At 71.2% G+C, this 15129-nt stretch carries 15 protein-coding genes and 1 pseudogene; 3 read left to right on the forward strand and 13 right to left on the reverse strand.

Annotated elements, in window-relative coordinates:
* Positions 1-122 precede the first annotated feature (122 nt).
* Positions 123-599, forward strand: a pseudogene (locus tag ACZ6S4_RS13665) (zinc-binding dehydrogenase); the annotation flags it as partial.
* A 43-nt stretch (positions 600-642) separates the two neighbouring features.
* On the opposite strand, the gene ACZ6S4_RS13670 reads toward ACZ6S4_RS13665, so the two are convergent.
* The 13 genes from ACZ6S4_RS13670 to ACZ6S4_RS13730 all read right to left on the reverse strand — a co-directional run bounded on the left by ACZ6S4_RS13670 (position 643) and on the right by ACZ6S4_RS13730 (position 13691).
* A complete protein-coding gene (locus ACZ6S4_RS13670; RefSeq protein ID WP_465475235.1) occupies positions 643-1512 on the reverse strand; it encodes a helix-turn-helix domain-containing protein in 870 nt (289 codons plus the stop codon).
* 234 nt (positions 1513-1746) lie between these two features.
* Entirely contained in the window at positions 1747-2067 is a 321-nt protein-coding gene (locus tag ACZ6S4_RS13675; RefSeq protein WP_465475236.1) for a MerR family transcriptional regulator, read from the reverse strand.
* Between the two features lie 1724 nt (positions 2068-3791).
* Positions 3792-4391, reverse strand: a complete 600-nt coding sequence (locus tag ACZ6S4_RS13680) for a TetR/AcrR family transcriptional regulator (protein WP_465475237.1) — start codon at positions 4389-4391, stop codon at positions 3792-3794.
* Entirely contained in the window at positions 4391-5596 is a 1206-nt protein-coding gene (locus tag ACZ6S4_RS13685; RefSeq protein ID WP_465475238.1) for an acyl-CoA dehydrogenase family protein, read from the reverse strand. Before ACZ6S4_RS13685 ends, ACZ6S4_RS13680 begins: the two co-directional genes overlap by 1 nt.
* Positions 5596-6594: a phosphotransferase family protein gene (locus tag ACZ6S4_RS13690; RefSeq protein ID WP_465475239.1), complete on the reverse strand. Its 999-nt coding sequence runs from the start codon at positions 6592-6594 to the stop codon at positions 5596-5598. The genes ACZ6S4_RS13685 and ACZ6S4_RS13690 overlap by 1 nt, the downstream gene beginning before the upstream one ends.
* Positions 6591-7361, reverse strand: coding sequence for an SDR family oxidoreductase (locus ACZ6S4_RS13695; protein WP_465475400.1), 771 nt, complete (start codon positions 7359-7361; stop codon positions 6591-6593). The genes ACZ6S4_RS13690 and ACZ6S4_RS13695 overlap by 4 nt, the downstream gene beginning before the upstream one ends.
* Positions 7362-7363: 2 nt before the next feature.
* The gene (locus tag ACZ6S4_RS13700; RefSeq protein ID WP_360816707.1) at positions 7364-8119 is read right to left on the reverse strand and encodes an SDR family oxidoreductase; all 756 of its coding nucleotides are present in this window, start codon (positions 8117-8119) and stop codon (positions 7364-7366) included.
* A gap of 90 nt (positions 8120-8209) precedes the next feature.
* Entirely contained in the window at positions 8210-9484 is a 1275-nt protein-coding gene (locus tag ACZ6S4_RS13705; protein ID WP_465475240.1) for an ABC transporter substrate-binding protein, read from the reverse strand.
* Positions 9481-10527: a branched-chain amino acid ABC transporter permease gene (locus tag ACZ6S4_RS13710; RefSeq protein ID WP_465475241.1), complete on the reverse strand. Its 1047-nt coding sequence runs from the start codon at positions 10525-10527 to the stop codon at positions 9481-9483. Before ACZ6S4_RS13710 ends, ACZ6S4_RS13705 begins: the two co-directional genes overlap by 4 nt.
* Positions 10524-11402, reverse strand: coding sequence for a branched-chain amino acid ABC transporter permease (locus ACZ6S4_RS13715; RefSeq protein WP_465475242.1), 879 nt, complete (start codon positions 11400-11402; stop codon positions 10524-10526). The genes ACZ6S4_RS13710 and ACZ6S4_RS13715 overlap by 4 nt, the downstream gene beginning before the upstream one ends.
* 16 nt (positions 11403-11418) lie before the next feature.
* Complete coding sequence (locus ACZ6S4_RS13720) at positions 11419-12135, reverse strand: ABC transporter ATP-binding protein (protein ID WP_465475243.1); 717 nt, start codon at positions 12133-12135, stop codon at positions 11419-11421.
* Between the two features lie 55 nt (positions 12136-12190).
* Positions 12191-12916 (reverse strand): ABC transporter ATP-binding protein, encoded by a 726-nt coding sequence (locus tag ACZ6S4_RS13725; RefSeq protein WP_465475244.1) that lies wholly within the window; start codon positions 12914-12916, stop codon positions 12191-12193.
* A 160-nt stretch (positions 12917-13076) separates the two neighbouring features.
* Positions 13077-13691, reverse strand: coding sequence for an alpha-ketoglutarate-dependent dioxygenase AlkB (locus tag ACZ6S4_RS13730; RefSeq protein ID WP_465475401.1), 615 nt, complete (start codon positions 13689-13691; stop codon positions 13077-13079).
* 99 nt (positions 13692-13790) lie between these two features.
* Between ACZ6S4_RS13730 and ACZ6S4_RS13735 the strand changes: the two genes are divergently transcribed.
* Together ACZ6S4_RS13735 and ACZ6S4_RS13740 are read left to right on the forward strand one after the other, a co-directional pair.
* A complete protein-coding gene (locus ACZ6S4_RS13735) occupies positions 13791-14636 on the forward strand; it encodes an alpha/beta fold hydrolase (RefSeq protein ID WP_465475245.1) in 846 nt (281 codons plus the stop codon).
* Between the two features lie 61 nt (positions 14637-14697).
* Positions 14698-15123 (forward strand): hypothetical protein, encoded by a 426-nt coding sequence (locus ACZ6S4_RS13740; protein WP_465475246.1) that lies wholly within the window; start codon positions 14698-14700, stop codon positions 15121-15123.
* Positions 15124-15129: the final 6 nt, after the last annotated feature.

Below are 15129 nucleotides of genomic sequence, written 5' to 3' on the forward strand. Positions count from 1 at the left end.
ACCAGACACGCCCCAACAGCACCAACCAGCAGCAAACTCACCATGGCTCCTCCCTGAATCCGTTCCCCCCCCCCCCCCCCGCCGGCCCCCCCCTCCCCTCCCCCCCCCCCCCCCCCCCCCCCGGCGCCGCGACAGTCATCGCGGTGGACGTGTCGGAGGCCAAGAAGGCGCTCGCGGAGGCTGCGGGAGCGACCGACTTCGTGGTCTCCTCGGACAATCTGTCCAAGGACATCCGGTCGCGCACGGATCGGCTGGGCGCGGACCACGCCTTCGAATGCGTGGGCCGGGCGGCGACCATCCGGGCGGCGTGGCGGGCGACCCGCCGCGGCGGCCAGGTGACGGTGGTGGGCATGGGCCGCGCGGACGACATGGTGGAGCTGAGCGCGCTGGACATCTTCTCCAGCGCCCGTACGCTGCGGGCCTCGGTCTACGGCTCGTCGGACCCGGACATCGAGGTGCCGGCGCTGGCGCAGGACGTGCTCTCGGGCGCGCTGAAGCTCGACCACCTGATCACCGACCGCATCCCGCTCACCGGCGTTCCGGCGGCCTTCGATCGGATGGCCCGTGGCGAGGGTGCCCGTTCGGTCGTCGTTTTCTAGGACAGCGAGTCGCGGATCCGACGGATGGTGCCGTCCTTCTCGGTCAGGCCCTCAACCGCCGACGGGCCCTGCTGATTGCCTCGATGGCGTGCTTGCCGGAGAGTCCCGAGGTGAGCAGGTCGTCCATGATTCTTCGGAAGATCTCGGTCCTGGCCTTGTCGGTGATCAGGAAGTCGTCTGCCGCGTTTCCGAGGAAAACTACGTCGTTGACCTCGCCGGCGAACTCCAGCAATTCGAACGGTCCGTCCAGACCGCCGTGGGCGCCGAGTTCGAGCGGCACCACGGTTATCTGCACTGACTTGCGCTCGGCCACAGCGAGCAGGTGGTCCAGCTGAGCCGCCATGGTTTCCGGACCGCCGACCGGGCGAAGCAGCGCTGTTTCGTCGATCGCTATGTTGAGCGTCGGGGGCAGGCTGCCGTCGAGCCGGTCGAACAGGGTCTCTTGGCGCTTGCGGCGTACCTCGGTCAGACTCATCCCGGTCGAGTCGGCTACCGTTCCGTCGGTCGCCGCCGAGCTGAGGGCCTTCGCGTACGCCGGGGTCTGCAGCAGGCTCGGAATGAACAGGGCGTAGTAGCCGTACAGGCCGGATGCCTCCCTTTCGAAGGCGACGAAGTCCTTGAACTCCTGCGAGAGGTTCTCCTCGCGCCACCACCGGCGTTCGCGTGAGATCACGGAAAGGGACATCAGCTGCTCGACCTCGGCGGGGTCCCGGACGTCGTAGAACTCCAGGAGCGCCTTGACTTCGATCGGCTGGATCGTCACCACGCCACTTTCGATGCGGTTCAGCTTGCTCTGCGACCACCGCATCTTCTTGGCCACGGCTGACGCCGTGTGGCCTTGCGCCTCCCGGCGCTCGCGCAGATAGGTGTGCAGGCGTAGGCGTGCGGTGGCCGGGCCGATCGGCTCCGTCATGGTCAACTCCGAGGAAGTGTCAACTCCGAGGAATGGTCAACTCCGAGGAATGGTCAACTCCGAGGAGGTCGACGATCGTGTATGTCACTGAGCTAGTGCGAACGACCGGCGGATCGTTTCCGGCATGGCCCGCTGCCTTGGGCGCATGTAGCAGAGCCGGAAGGTGGCCCTCTGGGATGACGAACGGCCCCGGCCCGGTGATGGGCGGGACCGCGTGCCGGGGGCGGCGGGTGGTCATTTGGCGTTGCTGTTCTCGTTTCTGCGCAGGGACTCGTTCACCCGGAGCGCTTCTTCGAGCTGGTCCTGCAGGATGATGATCCGGCACGCCGCCTCCAGGGCCGTGCCTTCGTCCACCATCTCCTTGGCGCGGGCCGCCAGCCTCAGCTGGTAGCGGGAGTAGCGCCGGTGTCCGCCGGGGGAGCGGAACGGGTCGATCAGCTTCGCGTCGCCGAGCCTCCGCAGGAAGTCCTGGGATACGCCGACGATTTCCGCGGCTCGGCCCATCGTGTAGGCGGGGTAGTCCTCGTCACCGAACATGTCGTCGGGTTGGGCCATGTCACCTCCGTGTCGAGGGCCCCGGCGCTGATCGCGCCGGGGCCCAGGGTTATCGGGTTTTAGAACACCATCTGCCGACAGTCGCGTCGGTTTGTCTAATCCGCACCAGCCGTGTGTAACGGTTTCGGGTGCGAGGATCGCGTAAGCGTGACCGGAGACCACCTCTCGTTCGATGGAAACTGCGGTGTCCACTCGACCCGGTAGAGCGGTCGGAGCGGGCGATCCAACGGTGCGTCAACCCTCCCTTTCCTCTGCGTTCCACTTGCTCTGACGTGATGCGTACTGCGCACTTCCCCGCCGGTGGTGGAGCCCCACGCAAACTTCTTGGCCCTGCCACGTGCGACGGATCCGCAGACCCCGCCGCTTAGGCGTGGGTACTGCTTACTTCCTGGTGCTGCGCCCGTCGTGACCTCACGGCCGGGCGGGTACGTCCGCGTCTTGACGTTCTCGTTTCGACAACCAATACGTTAGCCGCCATCGCCCAAGAAATCTAGTTCTCCACGGATAGATTTTCTCGCGTGTCGCCGGGGCCTCTGGTGGCGCGAGGCTGCGGTATCCCGGGGGGACGGGGAATGGGGCGTCGGGTGAGTAGGTGTGGGGAGGTCACAGGAGGTGCGCGGAGGGCTGCGCGGGAGGCTGCGCGGAGGACCGCGCGGGAGGTCGCGGAAGGCGGCGCGGGAGGCGTGGGGAGATCGCAGGGGGTGCGCGGAGGGCCGCGCGGGAGGTGCGCGAAGGCTGCGCGGAGGGCCGCGCGGGAGGTGCGCGAAGGCTGCGCGGAGGGCCGCGCGGGAGGTGCGCGAAGGCTGCGCGGAGGACCGCGCGGGAGGTCGCGGAAGGCGGCGCGGGAGGCGTGGGGAGACCGCAGGGGGTGCGCGGAAGGGTGCGCGGAGGACCGCGCGGGAGGCCGCGGAAGGCGGCGCGGGAGGCCGTGGGGAGACCGCAGGGGGTGCGCGGAAGGGTGCGCGGAGGACCGCGCGGGAGGTCGCGGAAGGCGGCGCGGGAGGTGCGCGGAAGGCTGCGCGGAGGACCGCGCGGGAGGCTGCGGAAGGCGGCGCGGGAGGCGTGGGGGAGACCGCAGGGAGTGCGCGGAGGACCGCGCGGAAGGCTGCGCGGGAGGCGCCTGGGGGATGCGAAAGGCGACGCGGGAGGCGTGGGGAGACCGCAGGGGGTGCGCGGAAGGCTGCGCGGAGGACCGCGCGGGAGGTGCGCGGAAGGCGGCGCGGGAGGCGCGCGGAAGGCGGCGCGGGAGGCGCCTGGGGGATGCGCGGGGTGCCTGGGGGATGCGAAAGGCAGCGCGGGAGGCGCGGGGAGACCGCAGAAGGTGCGCGGAGGGCCGCGGGGAAGCCGGCGCGCAAGGCTGCGGGGGAGACGCGCGGAAGCCGGCGCCGAAGGCAGGGCAGGCCGCGCGAGGCGCGCAGAAGGCGTCGCGGTAGATGCGGGAGGCCCGGGGACGCCACGGGACGGCCGGTGGGACGCCACGGGAAGGCCCGTTGGGAGTCAAGGAAGGAGCCGGAGAACATGGGGAGCGAAGACCGGGACGCTCAGGCGGCAGGGGGAGCCCCGGGTAGGGCGGCAGGAGGTCAGCGGGAAAGCCGGAGAGCGGTCAGGGTCCGGCGATCAAAGGGGAGGGCGCTCACGGAAGGCAGTCAGGGGGCGGTCGACCAAGGGCGGTCATGAGGGCGTCAGGGGACCGACGGTCGGGGTGGCGGGTCGATAGACCGCAGTCAGGGGGCAGCGGTCAGCAGCGCCGTCACTGCGCGGGTCAGGACGAGCCTTGCCGCGTCAGGTTCGAGGCCCAGTGCATCCCGCAGTGTGCCCCAAGTCGGCCACATGCTTGTTGCCGTCAGAGCCGCCAGCAGCGTCTCGTCGCCGTCGATTTCCCGGGCGAACAGGATCTTCAGCTCGGTCCGGACCCGTTCCGTGTGGCTGCGCCGGTAGCTCTGCAGCGCCGGGGAGAACGGCTCTTTCAGCGCCGATGCCTTCGCTGCCGGGGCGATGTGTTCCAGGAGCCGGGCCCGCTGCTGGCAGTACGCCTCGATGCGCGCCGCCAGCGGCAGGTCAGTCGGCACCGCCTGGTGCGCCTCGTCGCGCTGCTCCAGAATCCGCTCGCCGCTGGCTGCGAACAGAGCCTCCATGTCCGCGAAGTGGCTCCACAGCGCCCGCAGGGACACCCCCGCTTGCTTGGCGATGCGGTCCGCGGTCGGGCGCAGATCTCCCCCGAGGATCAGCGCCACGTGAGCCTCCACGATGGCGTTGCGGGTGCGTTCCGAGCGGGCCGTACGGCCGTCGATGCGCTGGGGTGGGCGGGGTGAGGCGGCCGGCATCAGGCGCTCCGATAGCGGTTGAGTTCGCGGCGGGCCAGCGAGCGCTTGTGCACCTCGTCGGGGCCGTCCGCGAGTCGCAGGGTGCGGGACTGCGCCCACAGGCGGGCGAGGGGGGTGTCCTGGCCGACGCCCGCGGCGCCGTGGGCCTGGATGGCCTTGTCGATGATCCATTCGGTGGTGCCGGGCACGATGATTTTGATGGCCTGGATCTCGGTGTGCGCGCCCTTGTTGCCGACCGTGTCCATCAGCCACGCCGCCTTCAGGACCAGCAGCCGGGCCTGCTCGATGCGGACCCGGGATTCCGCGATCCATTCCTGTACGACGCCCTGCTCGGCCAGGGGCTTGCCGAACGGGGTCCGGGTCAGCGCCCGGCGGCACATCAGCTCCAGGGCGCGTTCGGCCATTCCGATCAGGCGCATGCAGTGGTGGATCCGGCCGGGGCCCAGCCGGGCCTGGGAGATGGCGAAGCCCGAGCCTTCTTCGCCGATCAGGTTTTCCGCCGGCACCCGGACGTTGTCGAAGACCATCTCGGCGTGGCCGCCGTGGTCGCCGTCGTCGTAGCCGAAGACCGTCATGCCGCGCTGCACGGTCAGGCCCGGCGTGTCCCGGGGGACCAGGATCATGCTCTGCTGCACGTGCCGGGCGGCCTCGGGGTCGGTCTTGCCCATCACGATGAAGATCTGGCAGTTCGGGTTCATCGCGCCGGAGATGTAGAACTTGCGGCCGTTGATCACGTAGTCGTCGCCGTCGCGGGTGATCCGGGTGCCGATGTTGGTCGCGTCCGAGGAGGCCACCTGCGGCTCGGTCATCGCGAAGGCCGACCGGATGGTGCCGTCCAGCAGCGGGCGCAGCCAGCGTTCCTGCTGGGCCGGGCGGCCGAACTGGGCCAGGACCTCCATGTTGCCGGTGTCCGGGGCGGCGCAGTTGAGCGCGGGCGGGGCGATCGCCGGGCTGCGGCCGGTGAGCTCGGCCAGCGGCGCGTACTGCAGGTTGGTCAGGCCGGCGCCGTGCTCGCCGGGCAGGAAGAGGTTCCACAGGCCGGCCTCGCGGGCCTTGGCCTGCAACCGGGCGATGACCGGCGGCGGGGACCAGTCGCCGGCGTATTCCTCGTCGAAGGTGGCCTCGGCGGGATAGACGTACTCGTCGAGGAAGGCGAGCAGGCGCTTGCGGTAGTCCTCGGTACGGGCATCGAACGCGAAGTCCATCAGTTCCCCTCCAGCGTTCCGTCGAGCGACTCATGACCTTGCGCGACCAGCGGCGCCACGAGCGCGCCGACCGTGTCGAAACCCTCGCCCACCGTCTGGCCCTGAACGTAGCGGTAGTGCACGCCTTCGAGGATGACGGCGAGCTTGAACGCGGCAAAGCCCACATACCAGTGCAGGTCGGAAACGTCCCGGCCGGAGCGTTTGGCATAGTGGTCGGCCATCTCGGCCAGGCTCGGATGCCCCGGTACGGAGATCGACGAGCGGCCACCGAGCAGCAGTGGACGGCCCGCGTAGACCAGCATCAGAGCCACGTCGCTGAGTGGATCACCGAGCGTTGACATCTCCCAGTCGAGCACCGCGTTGATCTCCATCCGCGGGCCGATCAGCACGTTGTCCAGCCGGTAGTCGCCGTGCACCACCGCGCCGGCGCCGTCCGGGATGTCCGCGGCCAGCCGGGCGTGCAGCTCCTCGATGCCCGGCACCTCGCGGCTGCGGGACGCGTCGAGCTGCTTCTTCCACCGGCGGACCTGGCGCTCGTTGAAGCCCTCCGGGCGGCCGAAGTCGGCCAGCCCGATCTCGGCCGGATCCAGGGCGTGCAGGTCGGCGAGCGTGTCCACCAGCGAGAGCACCAGCGTGTGCATCGCCGCCGGGCCCATCGCCTCGAGCGCGTCGACATCGCGGTAGATGGTGCCGTCGACGTGCTGCATCAGGTAGAACGGCGCGCCGATGACGTCCAGGTCTTCGCAGAGCAGCAGGGGGCGGGGTGCCGGGAAGCCGGCCGCCGACAACGCCTGCAGCACGCGGTGCTCCCGGACCATGTCGTGCGCGGTCGGCAGTACGTGGCCCAGCGGCGGACGGCGCAGCACCCAGCGTTCGGTGCCGTCGGTGACCGCGTAGGTGAGGTTGGACCGCCCGCCGGCGAACATCGTGGCGGTCAGCGGGCCGGAGCCGAGGTGGGCTCGGAGCCGGTCCAGGTCGAGTCCGCGGGGGCCGGTCATGCGGTGGCCGCCGTGTCGAAGCCGCGCTGGATCTTGTTCATCCCGGCCAGCCAGCGGTCGGTGTCGGTGGCGCGGCGCCGGTAGTACTCGGCGACCTCGGGGTGGGGCAGCACCAGGAAGCTGTCGCCTTCGAGGGCCTTGGCCACCACGGCAGCGACCTCGGCCGGATCCATGGCGGTCGCCGCGAGCTGGGCCCGGCTGGCACTGTCCGAGCCGCTGCCGAGCATGTCGGTGCGTACGCCCTGCGGGCAGAGTGCCTGGACGGTGATGCCGCGGTGGGCGTACGTGGCGCGCAGCCACTCGGCGAAGCCCAGCGCGGCGTGCTTGGTGACCGAGTACGGCGCACTGCCGAGCAAGGTCAGCAGCCCCGCCGCGGAGACGGTGAACAGCAGCCGCCCGCCACCGTTCTCCAGCCAGCGGGGAAGCACTGCGCGGGCCACGTACACGTGCGACATGACGTTGATCTGCCAGGCTTTCTGCCAGGCGTCGTCGGGCGCCTCGGCCGATCCGGCGGTCAGGATGCCGGCGTTGGCGCAGAACAGGTCCACGCCACCGAGCTCGGCCCACGCCGTGTCGACGAGCCGGCGCACGTCGTCCTCGCTGCCCGCGTCGCCCGGGACGGCCACACCACCGATCTCGGCCGCCACGGCCTCGGCGGCGGCCGGGTCCAGGTCGTTCACGATCACCCGGGCGCCGTCGGCCGCGAACCGGCGGGCCAGGGCCGCGCCGATGCCGCTGCCGGCGCCGGTGACCACCACGCGTCGCAGGCTCACTGCACCGCGCCCGTCAGCGTGACGCCGCCGTCGATGACCACGGTCTGGCCGGTGATCCAGGCGGCGTCGGCCGAGCAGAGGAACGCGACCGTGCCGGCCACGTCCTCGGGCACGCCGAGTCGGCCCAGCGGGTACGTGGCAGCGACCTGTTCCTCGCGCCCCTCGTACAGGGCGGTGGCGAAGCGCGTCTTGATCACGGCCGGGGCGACCGCGTTGACCCGGATCTTCGGGGCCAGCTCCACGGCCAGCTCCTCGGTGAGGTGGATCAGCGCGGCCTTGGTCACCCCGTAGAAGGCGATGCCGGGGGCCGGGCGTACGCCGGAGACCGACGAGATGTTGACGATCGAGCCGCCCTGCTCGGCGAGCCCGCCCCGCAGCGCCTCCTGCACCCAGCCGAGCGTGCCGAGCACGTTGACGTCGATCATCTTGCGGGCCGCCCCCAGGTCGAGGGAGCCCAGCGGCCCGTACGCCGGGTTGATGCCGATGTTGTTGACCAGCACGGTGACCGGCCCGAACGCGCCCAGCACGGTGTCGATGACAGCGGCCCGATGATCGGCGTCGTCGCCCTTGCCGGCGACGCCGATCGCGACGTCCGGCCCGCCGAGGTCCTTCGCCGCGTTCTCCAGGGCGCCGGCGTCGCGGCCGGTGATGCACACCTTGGCGCCCTCGGCGACGAAGCGCTGGGCGATGGCGAACCCGATTCCACGGCTGGCCCCGGTCACGACGGCCACGGCGCCGTTGAGCTTCGTCATCCGGTCAGAACCTCCTACTTATGAGTAACCTTCTCGCCGCCCACCCTGCATGGGTCGGCGGCGAGTCGCAACCGGTCCGGTACAGGCAGGCTAGGAGGCCGCCGGGATCCCGTTCGCGGGCGGGGCGGCCGGGGGTGTCGTGTACGGAGCCACCGGCCCGTCCCCCTCGTCAGTCTCCAACGGCTCGCCGAAGTAGGTCTGCTTGCCGCCTTCGACCTTGGAGAGCCGCATGCCGCCGTACCCGGAATGGTCGTCGGCCGAGAAGCGCAGCGGCGCGAGGCCCGGTCCCTGGAAGCCGTTCTTCTCGATCGCCGAGATCAGCCCCTCGCGCGTCAGGTCCTTGCCCGCGGCCTGCAGGCTCTGCACGAAGAGGTAGCCGACGGACATGCCGTAGACGACGTTGTTGTCGAACTCGGCGTTGCCGTTGTGGGCCGCGTTGACCTTCTTGTAGAGCTGGATCCACGGGTTGGCTTCGTCGTTGCTCAGCGGCAGGTAGTTGTCCGAGATCAGGCCCTCGGTCAGCGGCGCCGCCGCGCCCAGCTGCTTGCTCAGGGTGCCGAGATCGGCGCCGACCTGGGAGACCACGAACTGCGGCTTGAAGGCGATCTTGGCCGCGGTGCCGAGGCTGAGGGCGGTGAAGCCGGGCACGGTGGCCAGCATCACGACCTGGCAGCCGGCCTGCTTGAGCGCGCCCATCTGCGGGCCGACGTTCGGGTTGCTGGTCACGTACGACTGCTTGGCGGCCACCGGGCCGAGGATCTTCTCGATGCCGGCCAGCGCGTCCCGGCCGAAGTCGTCGTCCTGGCCCAGGAAGCAGACCTTCTTGCCGGCCTGGGTCGCCTTGACGTGGGTGGCCAGGATCTTGCCCTCGACGGTGTAGTCGACGTTGAAGCCGAAGGTGCCCGGATACTTGTCGGGCTGGTCCCAGCTGCGGCTGCCGGAGGCCACGAACAGGTCGGGGACCCGGTTGGTCTTGAGGAAGTCCAGCACGCCGGTGTGCGTGGGGGTGCCCAGCCCGTTCAGGATCGCGAAGACCTTGTCCTGCAGCACCAGCTCGCGGACCACCTGCTGGGTCGTCGCCGGGTTGTAGGTGTCGTCCATGATCTTGTACGTGATCTTGCGGCCGTGCACGCCGCCGCTCGCGTTCACGTAGTCGAAGTAGGCCTTGGTGGCCGGGGCGATCTTGGAATAGCCGGCCGCGGCCGGGCCGGTCAGCGGCATGTGCGTGCCGACCAGGATCTCGGTGGCGGTGACGCCGGGAACGCTGCCGCCCCCGCTGCTGCCTCCGCCCCCGTCGTCACCGCTGCAACCGGCGGCGGCGGCGACCAGGGCCGTCACGGCGAGCGCGGACCATATACGTCTCATGCCTTTCTCCTTCTGAATCGTAGTGAGGCGATACCGCCGGGTGCGGCGAGCATGACGACGATCAACGTGACGCCGAACAGCGCCAGCGGCAGGTTTCCCTCCAGCCGCTGGGCGACCGCGGGCGACACGTCGATCAGTTCGGTGAGTGAGTGGGTGAGGGCGGGCAGGGCCACCAGCAGGACCGCGCCCCAGACCGCGCCGGCCAGGCTGCCCAGGCCGCCGATCACGATCGCCATCACCAGGAACAGCGACAGCGAGATCGGGAAGGCGCCGGGGGAGACGCTCTGGGCGAGCACGGCGAACAGCCCGCCGCCGAGGCCGGCGCAGGCCGCGCTGACCACAAAAGCCAGGACCTGGGTACGGGCGACGTTCACTCCGGCGATGCGGGCGGCGGCCTCGTCATCGCGTACGGCGCGCAGCGCCCGGCCGAACCGCCCCCGGACCAGTGTCGCCAGCAGGAACACGGTGAGCAGCGCGCCGGCCCACGCCAGCCACGCCTGCCAGCGCTCGTACGGGAACGTCGCGCCCAGCGCCAGCGGCGGCGGATCGACGTACACGGACAGGCCCTGGTCGCTGTTGAAGGTCTTGTCGAAGGTGCTGGCGATCGCCGGCACCACCACAGCGACCGCGAGCGTGAGCCCGGCCAGATAGGGTCCGCGCAACCGGGCCGCGGCCAGCCCGACGATGCCGCCGGCCACCGTGGCCACGGCGATCCCGGCGAGTACGGCGATCAGCAGCGTCCACTGACCTTGGCCGGCCAGCTTCTCCTGGACCATCGCCACCGTGTAGGCGCCGGTGGCCATCAGCGCGCCGTGCCCGAGCGAGAGCTGCCCGTTGAGCCCGGTGAGAACGGTCAGCCCGGCCGTGACGCACAGGTATGCCCCGACCGTCGCGAGCTGATAGTTGCGGAACGGCGGCAGCACATAGGTCAGCGCCAGGATCAGCACGGCCGCGGCCACCGTCCACAACAGATGGCGATGCTTGCGGGGCACGGTGCGGACGCGGGTGGTCGCGTCCACCTTCGGAGCCAGCGTGACGCTCATACGGCTCTCGCCGCCGATCGGGAGAACAGTCCGCCGGGCCGGCCCAGCAGCACCACGACCAGCAGGACCAGCACGGCGATCGGGGCCACGGTGGCGCCCAGGTAGCCGCTGACGTAGGAGAGCAGCAACCCGACGATCAGCCCGCCGGCCACCGCGCCGATCGTGCTGTCCAGGCCGCCGACCACCGCCGCGGTGAAGGACGACACGAAGACGATGTCCATCGCGTTCGGGTGCAGGCCCAGCTCGGTCGGCAGCACCAGCATGCCGGCCAGCGATCCGACCGCCGCGGCCAGCGCCCAGCCCAGCGTCAGCATGCCGCCGACGTTCACCCCGAGCAGCCGGGACACGTCGGGTGCGAACGCCGAGGCGCGCATCCGCAGGCCCACGGACGTACGGGTGAACAGCAGCGCCAGCAGGGCCACCACGACCAGGACGGCGCCGAAGACGAACAGGTCGAAGCGCGACAGCAGCGCGATCCCGCCCACGGTGAAGGCCTCGCGGCTGAACGGCGCCTCGGCCGGCCGGAACTCGTTGCCGTAGATCATGCCGAGCACGCCCTGGATGACCAGCACCAGGCCGAGCGCCACGACCACCCCGTTGAGGTGCGACGAGTGGTCGACGAAGCGCATCACCACCCGCTCGGTCGCGGCACCCAGCAGCAGCCCGCCCAGCACCGCCACGACGAACCCGAGCCAGTACGAGCCGGTCGCCGCCGACACCGAATAGCCCACGTACGCCGTCGCGACCGCCATCGCGCCCTGGGCGAAGTTGACGATCCGGGTGGCTCGCCAGATCAGGACCAGGGCCAGGGCGAACGCGGCGTACACCGCACCCCGGCTCAGGCCGTCGAACGTGAGGAACACGAACCGGTCCATCGCCCTCCTGTCTTGATCAGAAACCGAGGTATGCGTGCCGCATGTCCTCGTCGTCGCGCAGGGTGGCGGCGTCCGCGTTGGCGACGACCCGGCCCAGCGACATCACGATTCCCGTGTCGGCGACCGACAGGGCACTGCGCACGTTCTGCTCGACGAGCAGCACGGTCAGCCCGGTGCGCTCCCGCAGGGTGCGCAGCAGGCCCATGATCTGGGCGGTCACCTTGGGCGCCAGCCCCAGCGACGGCTCGTCCAGCAGCAGCAGGCGCGGCCGGCCGACCAGGGCCCGGCCGAGCGCGAGCATCTGCCGCTCCCCGCCGGAGAGCTGGTGGCCGGGGAAGCGGCGGCGGCGGGCCAGCGGCTCGAACAGTTCGTACACCTCGTCCAGGGCGCGCTTGGCGTCCACCCGGTCGCGGCGCCACAGACCGCCGAGCCGCAGATTTTCGTCCACGGTCAGCTCGGTCACCACGCCGCGGCCCTCGGGCACATGGGCCACGCCCCGGCGCACCATCTGCTCGACCTTCACCCCGCGCAGGTCCTGCCCGTCGAGCACGATCCGGCCGGTGGCCGGCCGGAGCAGACCCGACAGCGTACGCAGCAGCGTCGTCTTGCCGGCGCCGTTGGCCCCGAGGACGGCGGTGATGGAACCCGCGGCCACCGTCAGGTCCACATTGTGCAGAACCGGCGCGGCGCCGTACCCGACGGTGAGCTGCTCGGCCTCCAGCAGCGCGGTCATGCCGTGCCTCCTTTGGCATGCCCTCGTGGCCCTTGCTTCGCCGCGGTGCAGTCGGTCATGCCGCAGCCCCGAGGTAGGCGTCCACGACCGCCTCGTCGGTGCGGATCTCGGCCGGCGTCCCGTGCGCGACCGGTTTGCCGAAGTCCAGCACCAGGATCTCGTCGCAGACCGCCATGACCAGGTCCATGTGGTGCTCGACCAGCAGCACCGCGCAGGACAGGCCGGTGATCAGCTCCGCCAGCTCGGCGATCTCGTCGGCGCCGAGTCCGCCGGCCGGCTCGTCCAGCAGCAGCAGGCGCGGCTGGGCGACGAGGGCGCGGGCCAGAGCGACACGCTTGCGGACCGCGTACGGCAGGCCGCCGGGGAGTGCGTGCGCCTGCGGGGCGACACCGCAGCGCTCGAGCGCTTCCCACGCGCTTTCGGGTCTCTGGCCCGCGTGTTCGGCGCCGACCATGACGTTCTCGAGGACCGTCAGGCCGGCGAAGAGGCCGACACCCTGCAGCGTGCGCGCGATGCCGAGCCGCGCCAGCCGGTGCGGGCGGGGCCGCAGCGGACGGCCGTCGAGCGAGATGGTGCCGGAGGTCGGGGCGACAAAACCGCAGACCACGTTGAAGAGAGTGGTCTTGCCCGCGCCGTTGGGCCCGATGACGCCGACCGTGCGGCCGGGTGGCACCCGCAGGGAGACGTCGTCGAGAGCGACCAGGCCGCCGAACCGGACGCCGATCTGGTGCAGGGAGAGGCCTTGGGAATCGGGGTCGGTGGCGGGCGCGGGTCGGGTCATCGTCACCTCGGCACTGAGGTTCGCCGCACCGTCCTCGATGGAGGATCATGCGGTCGGAGGTTATTACACTTGGAGTGTAAGTTCTTGAGACGCCATGTCAATGCCCTGGAAACATTACCGAAAGTCGATGTGCCGGCGACGATCCGTGGCCGGTCTGTGACTAAGCCACGTTGATCGGGCGGAACTGGACGCTGACCCGGGGACCCACCGGCTTCGCAGTCTTCGGGATCGCGTGCTCCCAGGTGCGCTGGCAGGAGCCGCCCATCACGATCAGGTCACCGTGGCCCAGCGGGAAACGCAGCGACTCCGCGCCGCCCGCACGGGGGCGCAGCATCAGGTTGCGCGGCGAGCCGAACGACACGATCGCCACCATCGTGTCCTCCCGCGAGGAGCGGCCCAGGGTGTCGCCGTGCCAGGCGACGCTGTCGCGGCCGTCGCGGTAGAGGCACATGCCCGCTGTCACGAAACCCTCGCCCAGCTCGGGCTCGTAGTGCGCGGAGAGCTGGTCGCGGGCCTGCGTCAGGAGCGGGTGCGGGAGCGTTTCGCCGCGGCCGTACCAGCGCAGGAGGCGGGGGACGTCGACCACGCCGTCGTACATCGGGCGGCGCTCGGCGCGCCAGTCGACCTCGGTCAGCAGGGTCTCGAAGACCGCGTCGGAGGCCTGCACCCAGCCGGGGAACACGTCGACCCAGGCGCCGGCGGTCAGCTTGTGCCGGACCAGCCGGCCGGGCAGGGCCCCGAGGGACGCGGACGGGCCGGCCATGAGGTCGAGCATCGACGGCTGGTAAGCGCTCACGCCGCCACTCTACCGCGAGTTCGTACGTGCGTACTAAATCGCTTCCGGGAGGTGGACAGCGCTGCCAGGCTGCGCGCCATGCCCACCTTCTCGGCGCCGGACGGCACCAGGCTCGCGTACCGCACGGCCGGGGAAGGTGACCCGCTCGTCTGCCTGCCCGGTCCGATGGCGGACGCCGCGTACCTGGGTGATCTCGGCGGCCTGGACCGGCACCGCCGGCTGGTGCTGCTCGATCCGCGCGGCACCGGGGAGTCCGCGACCCCGGCGGACGCCGGGTCGTACCGCTGCGACCGTCAGGTCGGCGACGTCGAGGCCCTGCGCGACCACCTCGGCCTGAGCGCGATGGACCTGCTCGGCCACTCCGCCGGCACCAACGTGGCAGTGCAGTACGCGACCCGCCACCCGGCCGCGGTCAGCAAGCTGGTCCTGATCACCCCCAGCCTCATCGGCGTCGGCATCCCGGTTCCCGCCGAGATGCGCCGCGCGACCGCCCAGCTCCGCAAGGACGAGCCGTGGTACCCGGCCGCCGCCGCGGCCCTGGCCGCGATCGGGGCGGGCCGGGCCACGGACGCCGACTGGGAAGCCCTCACCCCGCTGCGGTACGGCCGCTGGGACGCGGCGGCGCGGCAGCATCACGCGGAGTTGAGCAAGCGGACGAACCTGACCATCGCCGAGGCTTTCGCGGCGGACGGCGCGTTCACGCCGGAGGCGACCCGGGCGGCCCTGGCGACCTTCGCGGCACCGGTGCTGCTGCTGGCCGGCGAGGTCGACCTGAACAGCCCGCCGCCCGCGGTGGCCGAATATGCCGCGCTCTTCCCGGACGCCACCCTGGTCGTGCAGCCCGGAGCGGGCCACCAGCCGTGGCTGGACGACCCCGAGCGGTTCGCGGGGCTCGTCACGGCGTTTCTGGGGCCGCCCTCATGAGGAGATCGGCCCAAGCGGCTGCTCCCCGGTCAACGGCTGCCCATCGCCCGGCGCCGGCTCCTTGAGCGCGGACGCCCCGCAAGATCCGGTTGCCCGGCTCGACCTGACCATGGCCGGGTTCGCGCGCATCGTCCTCGAATGGGAGCCGCAACTCCGTGCGGCGCTGCGGCTGTCGCTGACCGCCCCGGCTGAGGGCGACGGGCCCGCGCTCCGGCAGGGCCGGGCCATCGGCTGGATCAAGGACGCGCTGGTCCCGCTGCGCGACACCTACCCGGGCCTGGACGTTTCCCGGCTGGCCGTCGCCATCAGGGCGGCTACCGGGATCGAGTCGCTCGTCTGGCTCACCGACGTCGCCGGGGTGCCCCGATCGGAGATTCCCGGACGGATGAGCTGGACCGCGCGGGCGTTGTTGTCGGCCGCCCTCGCCGACGCGGCGGACGAGGGTGGACAAGCAGAACGGCCCGCCGGGGAGGCGGGCCGTTCGTGACGCTGC

The sequence above is a fragment of the Actinoplanes sp. NPDC051405 genome (assembly GCF_055586185.1).

Bases quoted from the DNA above. Each gene is read 5' to 3' on its own strand.
- ACZ6S4_RS13735 (WP_465475245.1), top strand. From the start codon at position 13,791: ATGCCCACCTTCTCGGCGCCGGACGGCACCAGGCTCGCGTACCGCACG.
- ACZ6S4_RS13710 (WP_465475241.1), bottom strand. From the start codon at position 10,527: ATGAGCGTCACGCTGGCTCCGAAGGTGGACGCGACCACCCGCGTCCGC.
- ACZ6S4_RS13705 (WP_465475240.1), bottom strand. From the start codon at position 9,484: ATGAGACGTATATGGTCCGCGCTCGCCGTGACGGCCCTGGTCGCCGCC.
- ACZ6S4_RS13675 (WP_465475236.1), bottom strand. From the start codon at position 2,067: ATGGCCCAACCCGACGACATGTTCGGTGACGAGGACTACCCCGCCTAC.
- ACZ6S4_RS13690 (WP_465475239.1), bottom strand. From the start codon at position 6,594: ATGACCGGCCCCCGCGGACTCGACCTGGACCGGCTCCGAGCCCACCTC.
- ACZ6S4_RS13730 (WP_465475401.1), bottom strand. From the start codon at position 13,691: ATGCTCGACCTCATGGCCGGCCCGTCCGCGTCCCTCGGGGCCCTGCCC.
- ACZ6S4_RS13700 (WP_360816707.1), bottom strand. From the start codon at position 8,119: ATGACGAAGCTCAACGGCGCCGTGGCCGTCGTGACCGGGGCCAGCCGT.
- ACZ6S4_RS13725 (WP_465475244.1), bottom strand. From the start codon at position 12,916: ATGACCCGACCCGCGCCCGCCACCGACCCCGATTCCCAAGGCCTCTCC.
- ACZ6S4_RS13720 (WP_465475243.1), bottom strand. From the start codon at position 12,135: ATGACCGCGCTGCTGGAGGCCGAGCAGCTCACCGTCGGGTACGGCGCC.
- ACZ6S4_RS13680 (WP_465475237.1), bottom strand. From the start codon at position 4,391: ATGCCGGCCGCCTCACCCCGCCCACCCCAGCGCATCGACGGCCGTACG.
- ACZ6S4_RS13670 (WP_465475235.1), bottom strand. From the start codon at position 1,512: ATGACGGAGCCGATCGGCCCGGCCACCGCACGCCTACGCCTGCACACC.
- ACZ6S4_RS13685 (WP_465475238.1), bottom strand. From the start codon at position 5,596: ATGGACTTCGCGTTCGATGCCCGTACCGAGGACTACCGCAAGCGCCTG.
- ACZ6S4_RS13715 (WP_465475242.1), bottom strand. From the start codon at position 11,402: ATGGACCGGTTCGTGTTCCTCACGTTCGACGGCCTGAGCCGGGGTGCG.